27 protein-coding genes are annotated in these 24,074 nt (G+C 45.2%); 21 read left to right on the forward strand and 6 right to left on the reverse strand.

Translation table 11 applies throughout. The annotated features are described in order from the left end of the window. Window positions 1-184: 184 nt before the first annotated feature. The 15 genes from LCF57_RS12640 (at window position 185) to LCF57_RS12710 (ending at window position 12,869) form a co-directional block, all read left to right on the forward strand. Complete coding sequence (locus tag LCF57_RS12640) at window positions 185-3,664, forward strand: tail tape measure protein (protein WP_226001009.1); 3,480 nt, start codon at window positions 185-187, stop codon at window positions 3,662-3,664. A gap of 3 nt (window positions 3,665-3,667) precedes the next feature. Beyond that, the gene (locus tag LCF57_RS12645; RefSeq protein ID WP_226001010.1) at window positions 3,668-4,186 is read left to right on the forward strand and encodes a hypothetical protein; all 519 of its coding nucleotides are present in this window, start codon (window positions 3,668-3,670) and stop codon (window positions 4,184-4,186) included. Window positions 4,187-4,322: 136 nt separating this feature from the next. After that, window positions 4,323-5,300, forward strand: coding sequence for a hypothetical protein (locus LCF57_RS12650; RefSeq protein WP_226001011.1), 978 nt, complete (start codon window positions 4,323-4,325; stop codon window positions 5,298-5,300). A 2-nt stretch (window positions 5,301-5,302) separates the two neighbouring features. Then, window positions 5,303-5,728 (forward strand): hypothetical protein, encoded by a 426-nt coding sequence (locus LCF57_RS12655; protein WP_226001012.1) that lies wholly within the window; start codon window positions 5,303-5,305, stop codon window positions 5,726-5,728. Beyond that, complete coding sequence (locus tag LCF57_RS12660) at window positions 5,721-6,164, forward strand: DUF2634 domain-containing protein (RefSeq protein WP_226001013.1); 444 nt, start codon at window positions 5,721-5,723, stop codon at window positions 6,162-6,164. The genes LCF57_RS12655 and LCF57_RS12660 overlap by 8 nt, the downstream gene beginning before the upstream one ends. Beyond that, on the forward strand, window positions 6,161-6,985 hold the full coding sequence (locus LCF57_RS12665; protein WP_226001014.1) for a baseplate J/gp47 family protein: 825 nt from the start codon (window positions 6,161-6,163) through the stop codon (window positions 6,983-6,985). The genes LCF57_RS12660 and LCF57_RS12665 overlap by 4 nt, the downstream gene beginning before the upstream one ends. Beyond that, entirely contained in the window at window positions 6,982-7,734 is a 753-nt protein-coding gene (locus LCF57_RS12670; protein WP_226001015.1) for a putative phage tail protein, read from the forward strand. Before LCF57_RS12665 ends, LCF57_RS12670 begins: the two co-directional genes overlap by 4 nt. A 10-nt stretch (window positions 7,735-7,744) precedes the next feature. Continuing rightward, window positions 7,745-8,134, forward strand: coding sequence for a phage tail protein (locus tag LCF57_RS12675; protein ID WP_226001016.1), 390 nt, complete (start codon window positions 7,745-7,747; stop codon window positions 8,132-8,134). Between the two features lie 14 nt (window positions 8,135-8,148). Next, window positions 8,149-9,084: a phage tail protein gene (locus LCF57_RS12680; protein WP_226001017.1), complete on the forward strand. Its 936-nt coding sequence runs from the start codon at window positions 8,149-8,151 to the stop codon at window positions 9,082-9,084. Window positions 9,085-9,255: 171 nt separating this feature from the next. Beyond that, window positions 9,256-9,744, forward strand: a complete 489-nt coding sequence (locus LCF57_RS12685) for a holin family protein (protein ID WP_226001018.1) — start codon at window positions 9,256-9,258, stop codon at window positions 9,742-9,744. Then, window positions 9,701-10,468 carry a M15 family metallopeptidase gene (locus tag LCF57_RS12690; RefSeq protein WP_226001019.1) on the forward strand — a complete coding sequence of 256 codons (768 nt, stop codon included), beginning with the start codon at window positions 9,701-9,703 and terminating at the stop codon, window positions 10,466-10,468. Before LCF57_RS12685 ends, LCF57_RS12690 begins: the two co-directional genes overlap by 44 nt. Continuing rightward, the gene (locus tag LCF57_RS12695; RefSeq protein ID WP_226001020.1) at window positions 10,465-10,680 is read left to right on the forward strand and encodes a hypothetical protein; all 216 of its coding nucleotides are present in this window, start codon (window positions 10,465-10,467) and stop codon (window positions 10,678-10,680) included. Before LCF57_RS12690 ends, LCF57_RS12695 begins: the two co-directional genes overlap by 4 nt. 203 nt (window positions 10,681-10,883) lie before the next feature. Next, the gene (locus LCF57_RS12700; protein ID WP_226001021.1) at window positions 10,884-12,296 is read left to right on the forward strand and encodes a transcriptional regulator; all 1,413 of its coding nucleotides are present in this window, start codon (window positions 10,884-10,886) and stop codon (window positions 12,294-12,296) included. A 93-nt stretch (window positions 12,297-12,389) separates the two neighbouring features. Continuing rightward, window positions 12,390-12,572: a hypothetical protein gene (locus LCF57_RS12705; protein WP_226001022.1), complete on the forward strand. Its 183-nt coding sequence runs from the start codon at window positions 12,390-12,392 to the stop codon at window positions 12,570-12,572. Between the two features lie 189 nt (window positions 12,573-12,761). Beyond that, complete coding sequence (locus LCF57_RS12710; protein ID WP_226001023.1) at window positions 12,762-12,869, forward strand: YjcZ family sporulation protein; 108 nt, start codon at window positions 12,762-12,764, stop codon at window positions 12,867-12,869. A 225-nt stretch (window positions 12,870-13,094) separates the two neighbouring features. On the opposite strand, the gene LCF57_RS12715 is transcribed toward LCF57_RS12710, so the two are convergent. Both LCF57_RS12715 and LCF57_RS12720 read right to left on the reverse strand, forming a co-directional pair. Next, on the reverse strand, window positions 13,095-13,235 hold the full coding sequence (locus LCF57_RS12715) for a hypothetical protein (RefSeq protein WP_226001024.1): 141 nt from the start codon (window positions 13,233-13,235) through the stop codon (window positions 13,095-13,097). Window positions 13,236-13,277: 42 nt separating this feature from the next. Continuing rightward, on the reverse strand, window positions 13,278-13,439 hold the full coding sequence (locus LCF57_RS12720; RefSeq protein ID WP_226001025.1) for a hypothetical protein: 162 nt from the start codon (window positions 13,437-13,439) through the stop codon (window positions 13,278-13,280). 455 nt (window positions 13,440-13,894) lie between these two features. Here LCF57_RS12720 and LCF57_RS12725 point away from each other — a divergent pair, with 455 nt between their 5' ends. The 3 genes from LCF57_RS12725 (at window position 13,895) to LCF57_RS12735 (ending at window position 17,105) form a co-directional block, all read left to right on the forward strand. Beyond that, complete coding sequence (locus LCF57_RS12725) at window positions 13,895-14,101, forward strand: hypothetical protein (RefSeq protein ID WP_226001026.1); 207 nt, start codon at window positions 13,895-13,897, stop codon at window positions 14,099-14,101. Between the two features lie 696 nt (window positions 14,102-14,797). Then, window positions 14,798-15,694: a helix-turn-helix domain-containing protein gene (locus LCF57_RS12730; RefSeq protein ID WP_226001027.1), complete on the forward strand. Its 897-nt coding sequence runs from the start codon at window positions 14,798-14,800 to the stop codon at window positions 15,692-15,694. Between the two features lie 85 nt (window positions 15,695-15,779). Next, window positions 15,780-17,105 carry a prolyl oligopeptidase family serine peptidase gene (locus LCF57_RS12735; protein WP_226001028.1) on the forward strand — a complete coding sequence of 442 codons (1,326 nt, stop codon included), beginning with the start codon at window positions 15,780-15,782 and terminating at the stop codon, window positions 17,103-17,105. A gap of 147 nt (window positions 17,106-17,252) precedes the next feature. Here the strand turns inward: LCF57_RS12735 and LCF57_RS12740 are convergent, their stop codons facing one another. The 3 genes from LCF57_RS12740 to LCF57_RS12750 all read right to left on the reverse strand — a co-directional run bounded on the left by LCF57_RS12740 (window position 17,253) and on the right by LCF57_RS12750 (window position 20,804). Next, window positions 17,253-18,713: an oligosaccharide flippase family protein gene (locus LCF57_RS12740; protein ID WP_226001029.1), complete on the reverse strand. Its 1,461-nt coding sequence runs from the start codon at window positions 18,711-18,713 to the stop codon at window positions 17,253-17,255. Between the two features lie 117 nt (window positions 18,714-18,830). Then, window positions 18,831-19,955, reverse strand: coding sequence for an amidase domain-containing protein (locus LCF57_RS12745; protein WP_226001030.1), 1,125 nt, complete (start codon window positions 19,953-19,955; stop codon window positions 18,831-18,833). A gap of 57 nt (window positions 19,956-20,012) precedes the next feature. Continuing rightward, the gene (locus LCF57_RS12750) at window positions 20,013-20,804 is read right to left on the reverse strand and encodes a polysaccharide deacetylase family protein (RefSeq protein WP_226001031.1); all 792 of its coding nucleotides are present in this window, start codon (window positions 20,802-20,804) and stop codon (window positions 20,013-20,015) included. Window positions 20,805-21,181: 377 nt separating this feature from the next. Here LCF57_RS12750 and LCF57_RS12755 point away from each other — a divergent pair, with 377 nt between their 5' ends. Continuing rightward, on the forward strand, window positions 21,182-21,463 hold the full coding sequence (locus LCF57_RS12755; protein ID WP_226001032.1) for a hypothetical protein: 282 nt from the start codon (window positions 21,182-21,184) through the stop codon (window positions 21,461-21,463). A 225-nt stretch (window positions 21,464-21,688) separates the two neighbouring features. Here the strand turns inward: LCF57_RS12755 and LCF57_RS12760 are convergent, their stop codons facing one another. Continuing rightward, window positions 21,689-22,009: a hypothetical protein gene (locus LCF57_RS12760; RefSeq protein ID WP_226001033.1), complete on the reverse strand. Its 321-nt coding sequence runs from the start codon at window positions 22,007-22,009 to the stop codon at window positions 21,689-21,691. 196 nt (window positions 22,010-22,205) lie between these two features. Here LCF57_RS12760 and LCF57_RS12765 point away from each other — a divergent pair, with 196 nt between their 5' ends. Both LCF57_RS12765 and LCF57_RS12770 read left to right on the forward strand, forming a co-directional pair. After that, window positions 22,206-23,168, forward strand: a complete 963-nt coding sequence (locus LCF57_RS12765) for a carbohydrate ABC transporter permease (protein ID WP_226001034.1) — start codon at window positions 22,206-22,208, stop codon at window positions 23,166-23,168. Beyond that, complete coding sequence (locus LCF57_RS12770; protein WP_226001035.1) at window positions 23,165-23,986, forward strand: carbohydrate ABC transporter permease; 822 nt, start codon at window positions 23,165-23,167, stop codon at window positions 23,984-23,986. The genes LCF57_RS12765 and LCF57_RS12770 overlap by 4 nt, the downstream gene beginning before the upstream one ends. Window positions 23,987-24,074 lie beyond the last annotated feature (88 nt).

Genomic DNA, 24,074 nt, shown 5'->3' on the forward strand with positions numbered 1-24,074 from the left:
ATTGCCCGCCGAAGTCTTGCCGTATGAAGTAGACGAACAGCGCCAGTATTATTTTTGCCTGGCAGCATCAATGATCGCTGAGGAAGAAATGGCGCGTTTGAATCGGAAATAGTCACGTCAGAACAGGAAGGGGGTGGGAACAATAGCAACTACATCAGTTACGGTACCGTTTGAGGCCCGAGATATGATAACCGGCGCTGTCCGGAATATGCGGCGTATGCTTCAGGGCGCACATGACGACCTGATGAATTTTCGCCGAGCATCGGGCAGCATGTTTGATGATTTTGTATCCGGTAGCCGCCGGGCGAGGGAGTCTGCGGACGATCTAGGCAGACGGATTAATGGTGCGTCCGACGAAGTACGGCGTATGAATCAGATCCAGCTTGATGATATTTTTCGTCGTGCGCGTGCTGGAGCCGATGATCTTCGACGTTCCGCTGATCGTGCGGATGCAGATATCCGCAGCATTCGTGATGCTAATGTGAAATTACGCGCTGAGGATTCCATAAGTCCAGTCGTTGACCAAGTATCCGACAAGATTTCAGCTTTGGCAGCGTTGGCGGGAGGGATTGTGCTTGGTAGCGGCGTGGGTGACTCTATGTTTGGGGGCGTGTCCGATTACAGCCGTGAGGCGGCGCGAAGTGCGGCTTACATGCCAGAAAACATTCGTCAGCAGAGCCTTAATACGGTAGATGATTTAGTTAAAAAGGCCATTATTCCAGATCGTATAGAAGGAACCCGACAACTTGCTGATGCAGCTCCTTTAGTTCAAGACAAATCCAAGATGAGCGACTTCGTGAGGGCATCTGCTAAAATCCAGTACATTCGCCCAGATGCCGGAGCTGAGGAAGTACAACGGGCGCTGTCTCAAGCGTCGAACAGTTTTGAAGAATCGTACAGTCGTGTGGCCGACAGTATGATGTATGCCTATAAAGAGGTGGGCGACAAGCAGCAGGATTTGTTTGATACATTTTGGGAATACAGTCCTTACTTCTCCAGCAGCGGCACCGATTCAGAGCAAATGAGTAATTTTCTAACGCAGACGGTCAAGGGTGGGGCCTTTAACTTCGACAAGCCGGCGGATTTTTTCAAAGAGACATTCGGTGTCAAAGCTCTGAACACGGGGGATATGGCGACTTATTTTGCTTTTCGTGGAGCGGGTAAAGACGAAGCACAGCGCCAAGCAGAAGCCTTCACCGCTGATATTAATTCAGGGAACAAACAGCAGGCACAAGGGGCCATCATGGCTCTAGTAGCAGATCTAAGAAGTCAAACAAGAGACAAGTTAAAAGAGTCCCTTGTTACTTTGGGCTCTGGCGCAGCAGAAGATAATGCTGATTCTATTTTGAAAACGTTCGGTGTGCCGTATGAAAAAGCACCAAACATGAAGGGCACCACTGATAATTTGCTTCGTAAGCAACAAGCAGCGGACCCAATGACGGAAATGAAGCAAACTCGTGCTGAAATGAGCTTGCAAATGCAAGAGATTGGAACCAATATTGCTCAGGCCGCCCTCCCAGCGTTGAAAGAATTTAACGCCTTGCTAGTGCAAAATAAGGACAACATTCAGGCGCTCAGTATGGGTATAACCAGTGCGATAACCGGAGCGACTAGCTTTTATAAAGATCATTTTAAAGCCATAAATACTGCCTTAATGGGGCTGGCTGCTGTACTGGTAGCTAAAAAAATATGGTCTTTCGCTCAGGGTGTTAAGAAATTCAATGATGACTTAACCACCGCAGCCAAATGGGTAGGAGAGAAGGGGAAAGCGGGGGCAAATGCAACAGGCAGGGGAGTCAAATCCGGGTGGAATTGGATTCGACGAAAACCTCCTGAACCTCCAACTCCACCACCTGAAGAAACTCCAGCCCAACGAGCTGCCCGAATACGGGAGCGGATGGGTGGACGCGGTATCAGACGCCAATTGAGTGGAAACCGTAACCCTGTCGATGATCGTATTGGTGGTTTACGCTCTATTGCTTCCATGACTGTTAACGCCACGAAAGTCTATATAAATGGCTCTGTGTCCGGTGGTGGAGATGGCGGGGCAGGTGATGGCGGTGGCGATGGTGGCGACCGTGACAGAGATCGCAACCGTAGACGGAACCGACGTGGAGGGCGTAGGGGAGCAGGAGGCGGTAGACGTCGCATACGTATTAATGGACCTCGTCCTACTCCACCAAATCCACCTAACCCGAACCCAAGCCCAAGGGGATCGCGTGACAATCCTTATCGTATTCGTCGTCCTGCTCCACCCAATCCACCGCCACCACCGAGTCCTCCTTCTGGCGGTGGCCGCTTGAGAGGCTTCCTAAAAGGAGCAGGTAAAGCGGCAAAAGTTGGGGGCATTGTTGGAACAGTGGCGAGCGTAGCAACCGGCGTATATGACCTCTACCAAGCCTCTAAGGAAAAGGGGGTACGCGAGGCTGTATCTACTCAAGGCGGCGCGATGGTTGGCGGTGTAGCTGGCGGTGCTATTGGTGGTGCTTTTGGGTCTGTTCTTGGTCCGCTTGGCACAATGGCCGGTGCATACATCGGGAATATCGTGGGGGAGAAGATTGGTAAATTTGCTGACGAAAGCGGACTGACTCGTAAGGTGGTGGACGGTGCAGTAGGTATTTTCAATTCTGCTAAGGATACCTGGAGCGGTGTTAAAAACTGGTTTACTGGAGACAAGAAGGCAGAGAAGCCCGGCCCGCCGCCAGAAGCTAAGATTACAATTAACGGGCTTACTGTGCAAAAGCAGCAGCATCTCAAGCAAATTGGAGACGAGGTGCGCAAGAGTATAGTCGATAAAGGTCTTAAAGAGGGACTGAAAACTGTTGCTGAACAGCCAGAAGTCAAGCAACGCCTTAATGCGCTTAAAAATACATTCGGCGCTGTTTGGAAGATGGGTGACAGTAGCAAGGCTCAGAAAGATGTCAAGGCCGTAGGAACCGCTACAAAGAGCAGCGCTGATGAAGTAGCCAAGGGCGCAGCCAAGACCAAACAAGCTTATCAAGAGGTCGGAAATGCAGCCAAGACGGCTGCTGAAAAAGCGAAGCAATATCTACTCTCTCTTAAAAGCGTGTCGGGCCAAGGCAATAGCTGGGGTAGCGATCTTATTTCCCGTTTTGTTGCTGGTATGCGCGGCCAGTTCCCCACGTTGTCTTCCGTTGTCAGTTCCGTTGCAGTAGTCCTTAAAAAGATGAAGGACGCAAAAGACGCTAATTCTGGCGGTGGTGGCACTACACCGAAGCCTAAGCCAAGACCTTATGCTCAAGGTGGATTTGTTAATCGCCCTCATGTTGGGCTAGTGGGTGAAGCTGGTCCGGAAATGATAATTCCATTGTCGGCCAACCGTCGCAGTCGTGGCCGGGAGCTATGGGAACGGGCTGGGATTATTATGGGTGTACGTCCATATGCAAACGGCGGCCAAGTCGGACGGCCAAGCCTGATCGGTGCGTCCAGTATGATGCCGATGGCACAGATGCTTAATCCATCCGTTTCGGCTACCCCGAAGTCAGTGAGCATTGAGAATATAAATATTGATTTTGGTGAACTAGCGAAGGGAATAACCAACTTTGTAGAATTTGCAAAAATGTTTAGTAGTCCGCAAGGTCGAGCGTTGATTCGCAAGGTGGTTGGTGAGGAATTGATTAGAGTATTGGAGAATGGGGGATAAGCGATGCTGGCACTATCGCAAGGCAAGATCCGTCTTACCTTTCCGATCACACCGGCAGAGATTCAAATAACCGGAGGCAATGAAGTTGAAACCTTCACTGTCATAACTGGTCAGGAACGCACAGGGAAACCCGTCTCGAAGGTGAAACGGGTTTCTTTTTCTGCTATCCTTCCACGCTATTGGGAAGAAATTTGGGAAACGGATAGCAAGCAGACGGTCACGTATAAAACACCAGAAGTAACGTGGAAGCTGCTGGAGCAATGGAAAGGTAAACCCGTTGTACTTAACTTTGAGAATTTGTTTAGCCAAACGATGCTCCTGGAGGGGATGGATCAGACGTACAAGGACGGACAGGGAAATCTTCACGGTAACTATTCATTTGTGGAGTACAAGCCTGTTAAAATCGTCTCTTACTCCAACTCCAAGCAAGTTCTCAAGCCAGGTACGGTTATTACCAAATCGTCCAAAAGCCGCCCAAATACTACGGGCAAAAAGGACAAAAAGAACGATAAGAAAAAATGATGATAAAAAAAAGAAGGCAAAGGATAAAAGCAAAAAGGCCAAGGAGGACCCGAACGCTAGGGGCGCTTTTGACTATACCGGTTCCAAAAAGCGAATATCAGACAAGGTTTCCAAGGCGAAAGGGAAGTGATGCATTATGGACGGCTTTGCTGTTGTATATGGCAAGGAGAACGCCCGGCAGATGCTAACGGATGGCATAGAGGAAGTGTCCTGGTCCTCTGGCCGTGATGAGATTGCCCGCAGCGCTACGGTGCGGCTTCGCAATGCAAGCAATATAAAGGTAGCTGGTATGCTGATGTGCTTTTCGCAAAAGGTTGGTGGTGCATTATATCATCACAAGAACCAATTTTTTCACGGCCCGATCATCAAATATGAACAAGACGAATTCACAAACGCCTGGGAAATTGAAGCGCGGGAGATCGGCTGGTACTTGTCCAAAAACAAGGGGACCCGACCATACTTAAAGGGTGAAGCTGGAACGGAGCTGCAAAGATACATCAAGAGCACAGGCATTGACTTCCGTTGTCCTGCTCTCGGCTTTAATTTGGACGAGCGTTATGGAACGATGGCCCATTCGGAAATTATCCTCGACGTATTGCAAAAGGCATATGAGCGTAGCGGCTACAGATATTATATAGACCTTGTTAGGACGGAAAAGAGCTTTTATCTGCAGGTGATGCGCGAAGGGACCAATACCAAGGTCCCTATTTTTGTTCCCGAGCAAATGACCTCCAGCACCGCAGGATACAGCATCGAGGACACCTATACAGTCGTCACCGCCCAAAAGTGGAAGGATGACAAGATTGCTTCTGCTGTTACCAAAACGGCAGCGGGTGCGGTAAAGACGATGGGCCGAATGGAAGAGATCATTGAAGTCGGTGAGGACGAAAAGCCGGAGACCATCGCAACACAGCGGCTGAAAGTTCTGTCTACCGCCAAGCAGATCAAGAAGATAACCGTCCGACATGAAGACCATACGCTGTCCGGGTTGCGTTCTGGCTGGCTGGTGTTGACTAAAACGGATCATACCTCAAAGTGGATTGTCGTCACGGCTGATAGCAGCTACAAGAATGGAACATATACCGTAACGCTGGAATTGGAAAGGAGGGAATAGCCGTGCTGAATGAAGCGCTCAAGCTTCTAAAGGATCAAACCAAAGACAATATCGACGCACGGGACACCGAAAGGGCTACGCTTCTAAGTTGGCCAGGTAGTCCGTCAATAGAGGTGGATGGTGACCTTACTCCCTATCCAGCGGATAAACTGGTGTTTGCTGAGTATTTGTTGGATCGGGAAGTTAAAGCGGATTTCATAGCTGCTGAATATCTGGAGGTCGATGAAGCCAAAGGCAGCGTTACAGGCGTATTGGCTAACGGTATGGTTTACGAAACAGGGGAGCCATACAAGCAGACCCCACGCAGCTCGTTACGTGGCAAGCTGGTTATTCCAAGCCCTTTGCAGGTCGGAGATCGCCTGATTGTCTCCAGGCTGAGCGGGCAGCGGTACTATGTTCACGGGAAGGATGTGGGGGCTGGTGGCTGATGATGAAACGTTATTCCCCGATCTTGATCTTTCCACACTTGACGAGGTGGAGCTGACAGAGACGGTAGCGTCTGAAACCAAATGGACGTATGTGATTGACTATCGCACGCGGCAGATGGACACCACAGATGATGGACGTCCCAAGAAGACAGCCACGTATGCCGAATATTTAGTGCAGACAGCGCTCAAAATCCTCAATACAGAGCGATTCCAATACGTAGTGTACGACGCTGATATTGGCGTCGAACGATCTGAATGGGCCAATTGGGAGGACGTTGAAATTAAACGCGACATCGAGGAAGCTTTGGCAGCTCATACGGAAATCACTCAAGCCGAGGTGCTGTCTGTGGAGCGAGACGGTCAAAACATGCACCTACGAATTAAATTAACCGGGTTGATCGGAGAAACAGAACTGGAGGAGGCGATTGAACTGTGAGTGTTAAGTTAACGGATCTGCCGGCGCTTCCTCCAATGGAAATTTTGGAGGAAACTCCCGAGGAAATTTATCGTCGCTGGGTCAACCGGGCGATTACATTGGCACAGGAAAAAGGCTTGCCCCCACCTCCTACTGATCCGGGAGAATATTTTTACGATCTGTGGTATCCGATTGCCATGGAATATTCAGAGCAGCAGGAGCTTTTAACATACGCATTTCTGCAAGCCTTCCCTATTTGGGCAGACAGCGAATTTCTGGACGGTCACGGCTGGTCGGATGGAATACCACGTAAGGAAGGGGAGGACGACGAAACATACCGCATGCGGATGCTTGAACGTGCGTTTACCGAGGAAGGCAGCGGGCGGCGTAAAGATTATGAAGCCTGGGCGAAGGAACTAGAGGGCGTTGGTGGGGCGGTTGCCATTGAGAAGGAACGGAACGACAACAGCATCGATCTGTATCTCACTGACCTTCAAGGCCAGCCGATTACAGAAGAATTTGCCGCTAAAGTAAAGGCGGATATGTGGGAAAACAAGCGGATCGCCGGGCATGATCTGGCTGTGCATCCTGCTCCAGTGTTTACGCTTCGTGTTGAGGCAAAGCTAAACACAGCCCTCCCGCTTCCTGATCTGGTGGAACCCATCAAGAAACGAATTGCCGACTATGCTATTGGTAGAACAAAACTAGTCTTTAATTACGTCGGTGCTGCTTTGCTGGTCAAGGGTGTAGAGGATTATGAAAATCTTACGCTTAACGGAGACACCGAAGACATTGAGGTTCCAGTCACATCTGTTTTGAATATTGAGGTGATCCTGACATGATACCTCTGCGGTACCGGGAAATGCTGCCGCCGCACATGTACGAAATCGGCATGGCCGAGCGGCATTTTGGTGTTATGGAACTGGTCGTAGATGACCGAGAAAAATCGATTGACGATCTTGGGAATCAATTCGTTTTAAAGACCGCTACCTGGGCATTGCCCATTTGGGAGTGGATATATTTTCACCAGGAGCAGATTGGGACGTTAGAGCAGCGCCGTGAAGCTATACGTCGTAAACGTTGGGCCAAGCGGCCATTTACGCTGCCCACGCTGCGACTTATCGGCGGGAAGTACGGCAATCTTTTGGATGTACAAGAGGATTTTCTTGCTAAGCAAATTCGTTTTGTTTACTCAGTCAATTCGGCTTTAGATGTTAAAGCCCTATTGGCAGACTTTGAATATATTCGGCCGGTTCATATCAACAAAGCTTTGCCTTCAATTCATGTCGACTTTCATCATCAATTCATGATAAATTCACGCATCCGTTTTCGTTCCCGTGTATGGTTTTTCGGTGGTCGTCCTTGGTATCTGGACGGAGTGGAGCTATTAAACGGTGCTGCGCCCTTGTCTGGATGGACTGGCGAGCGCGCGCGATATCGGAATAGCTTGGAGTTGAAGGTCAGCCATCCGAATCAGAACCGGCAGGAAGGTACAATAAAGGTTCGGCAAAACTATTGGCTGTTGAACGGGAGTGTATCACTGGATGGAAGCCGTTTACTCAGCTCCACCGAAAAAATAGAAATTGTATAGGAGGTAACCGATGGCTGAACAAGTATTAACGGTAACAACCGCTTACGCCAGAGAGCAGATGGCCCGAGCGCGAGCTGAGGGCGGTGCTCTTACAAAAGTAGTTAAGATGGCATTTGGCAGCGGTGGTGTGGATGCAGAGGGAAAACCGCTGCCTTTGGATGGTACTGAGCAGACTTTAAAAGTGGAGTTGCTGCAAAAGGATATTACCAGTTATGAATTCATTGCCCCCGCAACGATACGTTATGTATGCTCACTGGCTGAAACTGAATTGGCTGGGAAGACGATCAATGAGCTGGCGTTGGTTGATTCGGCGGGCAAGCTAACTGCTGTTCGAACCATGATTAATAAAATTAAGGACAGCGACATGGAATTTATATTTGAAATTGATGATATCTACTAAGGAGGATGAGTCTGATGGCGATTAAACAGCCACGTAGATTTGTTACCACGGATCAAGGGCACGCCGATGTTTTTAATCAACCGATTGATACACTTTATGAAAACGACCAGGCGTTGGCCGCACAGATTGAAAACATTAAAAACGATCCGGCCGGAAATGACATTGCATCCAAGGCAGCACTGGACAATCACATTTTTGATACCAACTTGCATGTAACTGCCGCCAAGCAAGCGACGTGGAATGCGGCAGAGGGAAATGCCAAGAAGTATACAGAGCAGTATGCAGCACCCAAGGCGCATACGCATCCTGCATCGGATCTGCCTTCCGCATCAACACAGGCGCGCGGAATTGTGCAGATTAATACATCGGTAAGCAGCACTTCTACAGATCAGGCAGCCGCGCCGATCGCGGTCAAGACGGCATATGATCGAGCCAATGAAGCATACAGTATGGCTCAACAGGCTTTTCAATCTGGCAATGACTACAAGCAACGCTTGGTAGCCGAGATCATTGCCAATGGAGGGTCGGCTACCATGTCCGAGGACTTTGATAGTCTCATTTCAAAAATAGCGCAATCTGCACAGATGAAATACAAGGTTAAAGGGATTGAACGGGGTACATCTGGTGGTGACCTATTTACTGTACCTTCAGGGTTTAATAGTCTGGCTTCCGGCTCACTTCTAGCATATGGACCTGGTATTGGCTATGCGTTCTATATGTCCACGACTAAGGATGCTACAGTGTCCTTTTATCTCTTGGACGGATCAGGTAGACGATTTGATTTTCCCGTGTTCCGTGAAACTTATACAAATGGGAATACCTACTATTGTACAGGCTTCAAAGTGGACAAGTCCGCAGGAAATGCAAGCGTGATTTTCTATACTGGTTCATCTCAGCAGGGAATGCTGGCCCGACAATCACGACCAATATTCCCACAGATTTTAACCTAAAAGGTGGGGTCAAATTGCGCTGTGATATTGCGGGCAGCATAACTTGGTACTATCAAAGCTTTCTTACAGCTATTGGCTGGTAAAGGTTGTTAGCGGCGTATCCAATCGGATGCGCTTTTTTTCTGCCCTGGAGTAGTCTGGGGCTTTCATTTTGTTGAAGGGGGAACAAGAGTGAGCCAAATTAAAATGTTTGGCAGCACCGTATGGACCGCAATGGTCGGAGCAACGGAAAAGGAAGCGGCGGCAGGGGGCTGGTCTGCGCTGACTGGTCTGATTGTTACATTTTTGGGTGGGTGGGACAAGCCGCTTCAGGTGCTGCTTACGATGATGGTATTGGATTATATTTTTGGAGTTGCCGCAGCTATTAAAAACAAAAAAATGGACAGCGATGTGATGTTTTGGGGAGGCATTCGAAAGGCTACAGTTTTGACGGTGGTGGGATTATCTGCACAATTGGACAATTGGCTACAACCAGGCGCAACGATCTTCCGGACGGCGGCTATTTACTTCTACGCTGGCCGTGAAGGACTTTCCTTGACAGAGAACTGGGGAGCAATGGGAATACCACTGCCCTTTAAGCTTAAAAGTTTCTTGCAGCAGTTAAAAGACAAGGGAGATGGAAAAGATGCTGACGCTGGAACAACTAAGGAAAAAATCTGAGCAGCGGTTAAACGGGCTTCATCCGGTTTTCAAGCAAGTTATGGAAGAGCTCATTGAACGTTGCTATGCCCGTGGAGTCTGGGTGCTAATTACCCAAGGTTTACGAACATATGCGGAGCAGGACGCACTCTATGCCCAGGGACGGAATGGAGATAAGCGTCCCAAAGTAACAAAAGCCAGGGGCGGATATAGCAATCATAACTTTGGGTTTGCGGCCGATTTCGCGCTGCTGTTGCGTGATGGTCGTACGGTGTCTTGGGACACACTGAAAGACGATGATAAGAATTCCCTTCCTGACTGGTCGGAGGTCGTTGAAGAAGCGAAGCGGCTCGGGCTTGAGTGGGGAGGCGACTGGCGCAGCTTTAAAGACATGCCACACCTTCAGATGACCTTTGGACTTTCAACAGCAGATTTCCGAGCAGGAAAGCGCCCAACTCAATCGCAGCTCAACACTATATTGGCTAAGATTAACTCACTCAAAATGGAGGATGAACCTATGACAGCAGAAGAAAAAGCAGCGTTTAAGGCGCTACAGAAACGTGTGATCGCGCTCGAATCTGCAAACAAACTTACAAAGGTTCCAGCGTGGGCCGAGCAAGCCTGTATTAATGCTAAGGCTGCAGGAGTGCTGGACACGATGAATGACGGTAGCTACGACTTTTATCGATTGGTCACCTTACTAGACCGGACTGGTGTATTTACGAAGGGAGGTGTTGCGTTATGACAGATTGGAAACGTAAACTGTCCAGTCGGAAATTCTGGGCGCTGCTGGCCGCACTTATAACGAGCTTGCTTACTGCTTTTGGCGCAAACAATGACACGGTTGTTCAAGTGACCGGCGTTATTGGTGCTTTCGGCGCAGTAATTGCTTACATTCTGGCTGAGGCTTACGTAGATGGTAAGTCGGCTGAAACATCAACCACTGACGATCTGTAAATTTACAAGCGTTTGGAATTACGATACACCCTGCTGGCTTAATGCCGGTGGGGTGCTTTTTTTGTTTACAGGAGTGTCCTTATGACAAACGGAGCTTTTCTACATGATTCGCAAAAAAAGATATTGACAACTGGTTGATTGCTGGATAAAAATAGTAAATGATTATAAAATACTGGAATTTTTATGCGAGGGGTGGCTATGACATGAAGCATACACCTACGATTCGAGCAGAATTAGACAGATACCTACAACAAGAGGGTTTGAGCTTTGCACAATTTGGTCATATTGCGGATATGAATAGGGGAGCAGTAAGTGCTATCGTGACAGGAAATAAGCCTTTGTCTGTTAACCAACTGGATCGAATTACTGAGGCTATGGGTTTGCCAGAAGGCTATTTTTACGACTTGTTCGTAGAAAACTACATAATCGACCATCCTCCGAATATGAGGCGAATCGAGCCATTTTTGTTTCGATGTGCAGAGTTGGACCAGTTGGATGCGATCCGTCGAGTGGTGGGAGCTATCATGGATAATCTACTGTATTCACCCAAGCTATTTGAAATTGCAGAGGAATTGCTGGAGCAGGGAAGACATGCGGCTGCATTGTTGCTCTATGAGGGGGTAGCTGAAGCGGAGAAATATCAACATTCTGAGCGTTTGGCAGTCTGTCAATATCGTATATTTACGATTCAAGTTGAAGACGACCAAAGCAAAAATCTTAGCGCAGCTACGATTTTTGAAGTTTTTGTTGAGCGCCTTGATGAAGTAGACCAACTTGACGCATTGAAGGATTTAGCCAACGTGTACAGGTCATTACGTAAATGGGATAAGGTTGATGAGATAGCGAGGAAAATGAGAGCTAAAGCCGAAATCCAATATACACTGAAACATCAACAGAATGGCCGGGAACGTCCTGAATCTACTGATAAGCTAAGCCGTCCATTGTTTGTATATATTTCCTATGCTGACCTGCTCTGTGCAGGTGTCTGTGAAGCCCAAGGCGATTATCAACAAGCTCTAGATTATACATACACCTATGCTAATTTAGATTGGGTAAAGGAGACTGACGAAGACACCAGACACTGGATTAGCTTGTTCAAAGGTTGGGCTGAAGGTAATACTTACACATACAAACTTTTATCTGGAGATATAAGCCTTTTACCTGATTATGTTGAATATATTGTTGCATCAAAAATTGATAAAGATATGGTTACTAAGCTGTTGAACGTAATGTATGCTGCTAATCGATATCAGTTAAATGTGAACGATATACTCTTACGCTTTAAACCTGAGATCAATTCTTTGTCCGAACAGTCGCTCTCTGGTAATATGTGTACTCAACAGGTGCTGTCAGAGCAGTTTGCACGCTTGAGTTATGAGTTAGCATATTATTATTTACATAGAGATCATTACACTGATGGCTTTAAATATTTGATGTATTCAATGGTAAGTTATCATACATTGAATAATGAGACTTATTATATAAACTGTTTAGGGCTATTTGAGCGTTTTCGAGCCCATGCAGATCCCGAAACAAAGGAAAGATACTCAAAATTCATTGAAAAGGTGTGGTTGGACAATGTTGAGAAAAATGGCAGTTTTGATTGTCGCGACTAGCTTTTTGTTTTTTGTAGGCTTTCAAACCTATAGTCATAACTCAAGTATTCAGCCTCAAGACACAATAGGGACAGCTTAATAAAAGATCATTGTTTGTCAATTAGTGCTGACCCTAAAAAGGCAAGTTTTAAATTTATTGATAAGGTGTGGATAGCTGATGTTAAAAAAATGGCACTGTTGATCGTTGCGGCTAGTTTTTTGTTAATTGTTACTATACCTGCTCAGACGCATAGTCATCAGCTCATTCAACTTCATGACCAGATTGGAGGAATATAAGCGAGAAAGTAACAAAAATCCCCGCGGACCATAAGGTTAGCGGGGATTTTTTAGACGATAAACTCCTTTAACAACTGACTACGTAATAACCCCGACTGGTAGGGTGTTTTTCTGTTTACCTGAATGCCCGGTCACAGAACGTATTTACACATATACTAAGGTGAAGATAAATAAAGGAGGGCTTAAGCTATGAGTGGGTGTGCAGGTCCGGCTGTTTGCAATGTGTGGACTTCTACAGCGGCAATTTTGGTGCTCTATATCCTTTTAGTTATCATTCTTAAATCATGTTGGGTGTAACTTTTTGAAAAGAACTGTTGAATAATACTGCTCCACTTGACTCATTCTGCCATAATAGTAGTTGCACTTATTGGGATATTTTATTCAAAAAACTAAACACTCGAATAACAAAAAGCCCAGCCAACCTTAACTGGTCGGCTGGGGAATATTTTTAGGCTCTTTTCGTAAAGATTGTTGCTAAAAGATATGAAACGTAGCAATGCCTTTGCCCCGCTGAAAACATTATTAATGTTTTCTCTTTTTGACATTTACGTTGAAGAGATTGGCAGCCAGTGCATTGCCTCGTGCATGCGCAAACGCTTTTTGTTTTGACCAGATCGATAAACTTTTTCTTTTCACATGGTGTTTGGAATGTCTTCTACTCATGGATATCACCTCCCTTCACAGGAAATGAAGGTACGGATGGCTTTAGTGGTGCTTTTTGCGTTTGGATATTTTGATATTCAATGCATTAGTTGCCAAGGCATTACCGCTCCTTGCTTTAGCAGTTGCAGCCTGAAAGACTTTAACGACCAGGAATTTGTTTTTACCGACACGGTGTTTAAAAGTTTTTACTCTTGTTCTGATCATCTGCATCCCCCCTCTGCTAAGGTATGCTTTATTTATATGTCAGTGGCGATAGCGATGTATCAGCATGAATCTATTAACAGCAAAAAGAAACTATTACCTAATAGATAGATTTCCTTGTTCCATATAAACCATATTAAACTCAACATATCGTCATATTAGAAGACTCTGATCGTGATCAGAAGATCATTATGCCCATTGGAGATGCAGATAGAAACTTTACGGAATATAAAAACACCGGATTGCCTTAGAAGCGATTCTAGAGGCTCGTTTTTTCTTTGGTTATTTTGTTTTTTTCAACAAGGGGGACTTTTTCAGTGGTCTCGCTACGGGGCTTTTTTATTGAAGGATTTCTCAAACTATTCACCGAATACCTATGCTGAGGTGATCAGCATGTTATCAGACATCGAACGTAAACTACTGCGGATACTTATAATTTCTCTGCTCAGAAGCGGCGTATGCCCACAATGCAGGAATTGGAGATCAAGACAGGAAGACGCGTAGAGGACTTAAAAGCCGGATTGCTTGCTTTAGAGCAAGATAATTATATATTGTGGGAGGATAAGACCAACTTGCGGGATGTCGTCATTCTGGAGGGATGGGATCGCAATCAAAAGATCATCATGCCCGCTGGAGACAGAGAGAGGTATTTTCGAGAATATTAATTTCTCATAAATATCATTGCTGCTTTGTATGCCTCAATATACAATTGTAGGGAAGTTGTTGATGAGACCGATTTGAGTGTGGGCAACATGGTTATTTGAATCACATAAAATCACATAAAAAATCACAATCTCGGCGAATATGGACGAATATAAACGAATGAAATTTTCTGGATAGGGAAGATAACATGCTATATAATAAGGGATAAGTTCAGAGACGTTCCTCTGCGAGAGTAAATCAAAGATGGGCGGCATGATGTAATAAGATTGAAAAAACCTTATGCATCAAGGGTTTTTATGATTAGAACCCCTGTTTGACCACATAGCGTAAAACAAAAGGCTGATTATGGATACACTCATAATCAGCCTTTTTTAATGCTCCAAAATGCAATGCTATATAGACTTTTACAGTATCTATAAGGTTTTTCCATTTATTATGACTTAAAATGAAAGCGTTGACATACCTTTCAACCCACTATATACTTAGCTTAGTTAAATGAATAGCATTAGGATTGTTACTGTTACGCAGGCGAAACCTAAGGAACAAAATGTTAAGATCCAAGGATCTTATGTATTTTGTTATACTTAGGTTTTTTTGTTTGTCTATAGAGAGAGGAAGGTTAAATACAAGTGGTTTCGGCATCTGCTGAAGCCTTTTTCTTCTATTTACTATGTTTACATCTGAGAGGAGCGACAAACTTGGAGTACAAATATGAGCTGGTCCAGGCAGACAATCATTTTCCGTTAAAAATTATAGTTCATTCCTCAAATGAACCAGCATACATACCTAGGCATTGGCACGACAGCATAGAAATATCCTATGTGCTTTCAGGAAAAATAGATAATATCTACATTGATGGCGCGAATTACAGCTCCAAAGAGGGTGATATTGTGCTCATCAATTCGAATGCTATTCATTCCTTTTCTGTGGCTAAGGGAAAAGGAAGAGAGGCCATAACCGTTCTGATTCCTTATAGATTTATTAGAGAAAATGTGAACGGCAGTAATCCCATTTCATTTGACTGTATATCCATGTTCGAAACCAACGGGCAGAGATTACAGCAATTTGCGGAGCTGCGTGATTTGTTAAACACATTATTTGCGGCATATCTCAACCAGCATAATGACCCTTTAGCACATATCCATTTAACGTCGCTCTCTTATAAACTGGTGTATCTTTTGTTAAAGCATTTTAAAATCGACAACGAATCTATTAGTGGCTTTAACTCCAAGAAATACTTGGAACGGCTGACGTTGATAACCGATTATATCAAAGAAAATTACGATCAAAGCTTATCCCTCGACTCCATAGCCCAGGTATTTGGGTTATCTCCAGAGTATTTGTCCCGTTTTTTTGTCAAGCATGTAGGCATGACCCTATTTCAATATATTAATGCCGTCCGCCTAGAGGGATCTTTTCGTGTTCTTATGAATACGGATCATTCCATCATACAAATTGCGCTGGAGCACGGATTTCCGAACGAGAAATCTTTTGTGAGGGTATTTAAGAAGGTTTATCAGGCAACGCCGCACCAATATCGGAAAGGGAACAAGGGGTATTCTGGGGCTAGGAGGCCAGTAATTGACCATATTTAGGTTAATAAAAGGCAGGATGCAAATAAAAGAAATCACTAAAATATAATGTAAGCGTTTTATAAATGGATCTGGGAGGTAAGACATCATGTTTAAACGGTTTAAAAAGACGGCTAAAACAACCATGTTATTGACTCTGGCTATCGGTATGACCCTTGCTTTCAGCTCCGGTGCATGGGCCAAGGATGTAAAGATACAGCCCACCTCATACCGGACGGTTACGGAGGTTAAGGATTGGGGAGCAACCATTACGAAGATCATTGTTAACCTGGGTAAGCCGGTACCTAAAGATGCGATAACAAAGGATACATTTAAGGTGCATGTAGAAAGAAGCGATATCAGGCTGGTAAATCCCTTTATTGAGAAAGGCAACCGTAAGGTCACCAAGGCCTATGTATCGGACAAAAGCGGCAACCCTGTAAAGAAAACCGGAAACTACGTTGTACTGGAAATGGAGATCGGCCCGGCCATAAAATTAAGCTCTGCTATTCATTATGATGCAGGCTCCGGGTTTAACGCCTGGAATGATAACAAATACACGATCACGCAGCAAAAAGCTATTAAAACCAAATCAGGAACGATTTCCGGCTTGAAGATTGATACTTCCACAGGTGAGATACGGGAGCTTGTTGATCAATTTACAACCGGCAAAGCTTCTTTTGACGGGGTTACTTTAACCTATGCGGGCTATACGCCGGCAAAAGACAAAGTGAAAAACCCTCTAGTGATCTGGCTACACGGTATGGGAGAGGGAGGCACAGATCCAACCATTCCGATTTCCGGTAATAAAGCAGTGAATTTTGCCTCCAAGGACATTCAATCCTATTTTGGCGGGGCTTATGTGTTGGCACCTCAGACCCCAACCTACTGGATGGATGGTTTTACAGGCTTCGGAGACGGCACCTCCAAGTATGAGCAAGCATTGATGTCCTTAATTAGGGATTACGTGACCAAGAACAAAGACATTGATACAGATCGAATCTACATTGGCGGGGACTCCAACGGCGGTTACATGACTATGCTGATGATCCGTGATTATAAAGATTATTTTGCAGCAGCCGTGGTCGCGTGTGAAGCCTTGAAGGATAACCTTATAACCGATGAACAAATTAACGAAATGAAGAACCTGCCGATCTGGTTTGTGGCCGCTAAAACAGACACCGTGGTTCCGCCAAATGATTATACGATTCCGACCTACAACCGTTTAGTGAATGCCGGAGCAAAGGATGTTCATATGTCGTTATTTGATAACGTAGTGGATACTTCCGGCTTGTACAAAAAGAGCGACAAAACACCCTATGAATACAATGGTCATTGGTCCTGGATTTACGTGTATAACAACGAAGTATCGAAGGTGATTAACGGAAAGAAAACAACGATGATGCAATGGCTGGCTTCCAAGACATTGGACTGAAAAGTATAGCTATGTAAATAAAATGGCAAAGCCCCGTCGGTTGTGAGAACAGCCTAAGAGAACATGGCTTTTATACAAATATGTTAAGTATATTATGAAATATAAAAAGGCTTCTCATAAGTTTAATAAACTTGTGGGAGGCCTTCCCTATTCTTTGAAAACACTCTTCAATCGTACTTTCAAATACAGAGCGCACCAAAAGCAGTAATGAAGTATCTCTACAATAATAAGGCTCGTCTCCGGCCAGTCCAATGAGGATAACGGCTTGGAACACAGCGTAACCATAATAAGAATGGCTTCAGAAACCAGAATGTCCACTAATAGCATAATGGCTATATGGGAATTAGTTCGTTGAAAGAGTTGTAGGGCATTGAAATTCCAGGCCGTTGCGATCAGCTCCAGCATGATGATTCCCAGAGACATACCGGCATATCCAAATCCGGGAATGGCAACTAAGGAATAAAGAATCATGAAGTTAGCAAGGACTCCTGTGCCTAGGCCAATAAAGGGAGTTTTCTTCCGATTTTGTGCCCATAAGATGCTTGTTGTGATTTCCCGCAATCCGACGAGTAATGGTAACATTGCTAATGATTTAATGGGAAGCTCGGCATTTTGTATACCAAAAACAAATAGGGAGATTTCTGAGGCATATTCAAAAATGAAAAAACCTGAGGCTAATCCCCAGACCCAGGCTACCTGAATAGCGGTATGACTTTTTTGGTAGAATGAATTATATTCATTATTTTGCCAATCTGCGGTTATTTTCATCGTGAGCGTATGGGTTAACGAGCCTGTAATCAAGGTAGGCATGTAAGCGACGACAAGGGCGATACCCGTGACAATACCGAACATCTCCGCTGCTTCTTTGGAAGAAACCCCAGCAACCTGTAATCGTTGAGGGATGATGATCGCATCTATAAAGTCGGAAGCCGGGATAAGTAGGCGTGTCAGCGCAATAGCAAATGAAGCTTGTACCACCAAAGGTAGATCTGTTCGAGTTGATGGGGGAGACAAAACTACAGAGGGACGATTGTATATAAAAAAAGCAGAAAGCATAGCAAAGGCTAACAACGCGCCTGTAAAAGTTCCCAGTACTGCTCCACCTACAGCAAACTCAATGCCGGATTGAATAAATAGTGGCACTAGCCACATTAAAGTACCAATCCTAACGGTTTGTTCTATGATTTCCGAAAGGGCAATTGCGGTGTATCTTTCAAGACCTTGCAAATACCCGCGCAGCAGACTTAATAAGGGAACGACCAGTAGAGCAGGGGAGAGATATCGAATCACAACATCGAGCTGCCGATAGCCAAGCAAATAAGCGATTGGCTTTGATAGCCAAAAAGTTAAGACACTGCATGCCAATCCTGCGATAATCAGAAAAATTGCAAAAATTTTGAACAATCGCCAGCCTCTTGCTGTCTGCTTGGCTGTAAACATACCCAAAGATGTCGGCAATCCCCCTGAAATAATCATCAATATTAAGCCATAGAAGGAATAGGCTAGCTGATAAAGGCCCATTCCTTCAGCACCAACAAGTCGCGTCATAAATACTTTTCCAATCAAACCGATGGCTTTCACGACAACCATCGCATTAGCTCTTACCATGGTTTGTTTTAATATAAGAGGTAATTTCAAATCGTTTTTCACCCCATTAGAAGCTGTCCATATTATTAATATGACAGCAACTTCCGGGATATGAACAAGTGTTAAGGATCATGATGCTTAATCTTGTATATGAATCAACAAATATTTAGTGTTTTTATCCCATCCCAAGTCAAAGGGAACTCTGAAACGGTCTGCAGTATGGGAGTTGACTAAAGGATAGCCGCTTTGATCAAAACCGACTACAACCGAGAAGTGGTCTACATCTCCGTTTAATACGTAAGCAATTAAATCGCCTGGAAGTAACTGGGTTTTGTCGAGATGCTGCTGCCGCTCGTTGACCGATTGGACAATATCGGAGAAGCTTCCTTGTCCTATGATCCTTCCATAACCGGAGCGTATCAGAAAATTTTTAAATGCGTCCGTTTGAACCCAGGCTTGGCTTCCACCGTGGCCATACAAGTAATGCCATCCTGATTTCATAGACAGCCCTCCACCTTCCTCCACATCCCCAATCACTTGGGAGGAGAAGTTGGTACAGTCGCCACCTTTGGAGTTATAATCCAGGTATTTTTGATTGTATCGCTGACCATTACCTGCCCCCCATGTCGTTCCTGCATATTTGTTCGCATAGTCAACAGCGCGGGCTCTGTTGTATTTATGAATAGCCCTCCCTGGTGTTACCGGATCTTTATGGGGAGTAAATAATAAGTCGGATGTTTGAATTTTTTTTGGATTCTCTTCTAGGGGATCTGAATACCATTCACGTTCCACGTACCAACAACTATCTTTTTTTCTCAGTGTAATGCCATGACGAGTTCCAATTCCAAAATCATGCTGACCGGGATAATTATCGAGATACTCATAACTCAATTTCAAGGATTGAACAAGGGACACTTTTGCTGTATCGCCCAATACATTGACACGAGCTATCCGAATGGAACTTTCGGCATTCACAAATTTTATTTTTCGAAGCTTGGCCCATTCATGAATATATTCCACCCTGTTCATTTCATGAAGGTACGCGTAGTTGCTTCGTTTATCTGTTAACAAGTAATCGTCCTTAATATGTGTTTTATCCTGATTCATCAACAACCGGGTACGGTCATTAAACAGCTCTTGAAGAAAGGAGACGACGTTATCTTGTTTAGCTGGCTCGGCTTGTGCACGAAATAAAGAGAAGCTGGAAGCAGGGATGAGTATTAAGATCATGCACAGCAATTGTAATTTTCTGATCCTAAGCACATTTATTCATTCTCCTTGAAAATGTTTGAGTTGTTATTGATCTTGTTGTCATGTTCTTCATTTATTGACCTCAATCAGTCCGTCGGGGGTCTCACGATTGGCAAGCAGTTCGGATACGGTGACGAAGGTAAAGCCTCTTTTTTTCAGCTCAGGCAAAATGATTTTTAAAGCATCAACGGTTTGCGTACTTTGATGTACATAATCGTGCATAAGGACGATATCGCCGTTGCGAGCATTGCGAAGTACCTTATTGACGATACGGTGTACACCGGGTTTTCGCCAATCCAGGGTGTCCTGATGCCAGGACCATAAAATCATTTTCAGCTCTTTTTCTTTAGATAGTTTGACGAGCGAGTCGGAATAGGAACCACCCGGTGGACGGAAAAGATGGGTTTCGGCACCCGTTGCTTGAACGATGCTTGCTTGGCCCTGATCCATTTCAGACAGAGCCTTGTTACGGGGAATATGATGGAAGGATGGATGATGAAAGGTATGGTTGCCGACATCATGACCTTCTTCTCGTTCCCGCTTCACAATGTGAGGGAGTTTTTCTACACGGCTGCCGACGACAAAAAAGGTCGCTTTGGCGTCATATTGCTTGAGCAAATCGAGAATGGCGGGCGTTTTGCTCTCATCTGGTCCATCGTCGAAGGTGAGGGCAATCACCTTGCGAGGGGTAGGAACTTCCCATACAATGTCCCCTCGTTCTTCATAATAGGCTCTACCCTTTGTTGGAGCAGGGGAGGCGTACGATGCGGCCTGTGTAGTATTGGTATAGGGTGTCGGGAAAAAGCTGGCACAGAACAAGGAAACAGTGATACTTGCAGATAGTAATCGGTTATATTTCATCAGGCATCTTCTCCGTTCTGACGTTTTCTCACATTAGCTTGCCAAGAAGGAGCGGATACCATTCCTTGTTCACAAAATTTATCTGCCTTCAAAACTCATTTAAACTCCTGTCCATCACAGCTTTTAACATGATCCTGACCATCAAAATCATGCTCCAAAAGAGTGGTAGCTTGCTTGTTGATTACTGCCCATTGCCATGTTAAATTGTACATATCCATCCTTGTTTCAATAAACAGTTGAGGTAGGTCTTTGTCCGTTCGTGAAACTCTTAATCTAGCTGAAAACGAATAAGGTTGACGGGACAAGCCGCAGAAGCTCATCAAAGTCTTAATATACAAGCGACTCGTTCCTCAACCTCGAACAGGAGATGAGACGGGATGAACACAAAGGAAGAGGAACTGCGTGCTATTAGCGAGACATTAGAGGCGGGTGAACATATCCGGTCATGCATTCATTGTGCGTATGAGTGGCAATCAAGCCCGCAGGACACACCGTGCTGTGGGATACTGGCGGTGACGTCCAAACGGCTCATTTTTTATTGTTCCACTTCTGGAACTCCATGGGTCAAGTTCATCAATTATCACCATATTTCATCGACCAAGCTGGAAACGGATTCACTGGCTTCAAAGCGAAAATGTTGTTCTGATGAACCGGAATGAGCGTGAGGTATTTAGGTATCTTCCCAATGCAGACACGTTGGAGTATTTTATAGCTGTCCTGGGCCAGGAAACAGGTATAGAGGTAAGTAATCATTTATACCTTATGTAATGCTCCATTTATAAAATGTAAATAAAAATGTAAAACCTCCAGCTCCGTAATATGCCGATGGTCGGCTGTTCACGAATTTGGAGGTTTTTTTGTCATGCAACTGAATGGATCGAGCGTCAGCTCAGCAGTACTATCACCAGTAGCGTGTACAGCACCAGCGGCATAATGACATTGTTGTAGGTATAGGAACGATAAGGGGTTGGGGTACCTGGGGAAAGCGAATGATGAGGCTGAGGAACCCTTATATACAGATGATCGGCGTCGATGTGAACAATCGTTCCTTCATACACATGATGATCCATCGTTTGTACACGGACGGTCTGATTGATGTGTGGTTTGAGCCTTTGATGCAGGTGTTGCCGAACCTTGGCAAGCTCTGTCTGAATTTCCGGTCTGGCCTGATATAACGTTTGTGGACTGACGGTGCTGTACGACATTCGCCTCTAACCTCCATACCATGTAATGATGCATCGTATGCAGGAGTCTATGTCATTGTGCGTATACCTATAATAAGGAAGCTTTTTTTACAAAGAGGAGAAATATTAACATTATACTCCAGTCCACTTGATGTTCCCTTTACATCAAAACGATACACTTACTGAGGTTGGTGTGAAAAGAAAGGGGCGCTCCGTTTTGAGTGAGCTTAACAAATCTATGAGACTCGGGACGAGCCAGCAACTGGCTTCATCTAAGGCCCGTATACGCACAGGTTCGCTAAAAATACAGAGACTGCGCGAAAATGCGCTCGCGTATACCTTTTTGGCTCCATCTCTCATTTTATTTGCTGTATTTATGTTTTATCCGATGTTGAAGTCAGTTTACCTCAGCCTACATTCCACAGATCCAGCAGGAAACGTTGCAGCCTATGTAGGTTTAGACAATTTTACTGTACTTTTCAGCTCGGGGCAGTTTCTGCAAGGGATCAAGGTCACGCTCCTGTTTGCGCTATTGACGGTCCCTGTAGGTATTTTATTGGCGCTCGTGCTGGCTGCACTCACCCATAGCAAACTACGCGGAATGCGCATTTTTCAATTCGCGTTTTCACTACCGATGGTGCTGTCGGTTGGTTCATCCGCCGTCATTTGGAAGTTTCTTTTTCATCCGACACTCGGGATGTTCAACTATGTGCTTTCCTTGCTACATATCAATCCGGTTCCATGGTTAACCAGTCCAGATTGGGCGCTGCTTTCCGTAGCCATCATGACCATTTGGATGAATCTCGGCTTCAATTACATTATTTTATCCAGCGGACTGCAAGGGATTCCAGACGACATGTATGAAAGTGCCAAAATGGATGGTGCTGGGCCACTGATCACGTTCTGGCGTATTTCCATGCCACTGCTATCGCCAACGATCTTTTTTGTAACGGTAGTCTCCATCATCGGGGCCTTTCAGTCCTTTGCGCAAATTAACATTTTGACCAAGGGCGGGCCGGTGAACAGTACGAATGTGTTTGTATACTCCATTTATCAGGAAGCCTTCGTTAATTTCCGATTTGGCACGGGGAGCGCACAGGCGATCGTGTTGTTTGTCGTCATCCTGCTGCTTACGATGATTCAGTTCAAATGGGTGGAAAGAAAGGTGCATTACCAATGAAAGGACGCCTTAATTCAACATTGCTGTATGTACTGCTTACGATAGCGGCTGCTCTGATTTTATACCCAGTCATCTATACGTTTTTTATGGCGGTGATGTCACCTGAGGAAGCGAGTGCCTATCCACCGCACTTTATTCCGCATTCCTTTCATTTGGCCAATTTTACCGAAGTGTTTGAAATCGTTCCGATAGCTGCCTTTATCGGCAACACCTTTCTCATTTCGGGCCTGACAATGATCGGTCAGCTTATTACAGCCAGCCTGGCAGCCTATGCCTTTGCCAAAATGGAGTTTAAGGGAAAAAATTTTATTTTCAGCATGTTTGTAGCCACGATGATGATCCCTTGGGAAGTGACCATCATTCCGAATTACCTGACGGTCCGCAGTTGGAACTGGCTTGATACGTATCAGGGGCTGACGGTTCCATTTTTGGCAACAGCCTTCGGAACATTTCTGTTAAGACAATTTTTTCTCCAGCTTCCAAAGGAACTGTTTGAGGCTGCCCGCATGGACGGGTGTGGACATATCCGTTACTTTCTGTTCCATGTGCTTCCGCTATCGCGTCCTGCACTTGGAACACTGGCTGTATATTCGTTCCTGAACATGTACAATTCGTACTTGTGGCCTTTGCTGATTACGAATAGCGAAAATATGCGTACCGTACAGATTGGGATTTCCATGCTCGAATTTCAGGAATCCACTTCATGGAATCTTGTGTTTGCAGGTACCGCGCTTGTCATTTTACCGTCTCTGCTCCTGCTGATTTTTGGACTGAAGCAGCTAGTACGCGGGATGGCAGCGGGTGCGCTGAAAGGCTGATCAAGCCCATATTAAGCTTCTTATTCAAAGTTAATATCCAAAGTTAACAGCAACACCTGCGCAAGCAGCCTATATAACAAAGCTTGAT

Source organism: Paenibacillus sp. BJ-4 (assembly GCF_020404765.1).
Lineage (GTDB): Bacteria > Bacillota > Bacilli > Paenibacillales > Paenibacillaceae > Paenibacillus.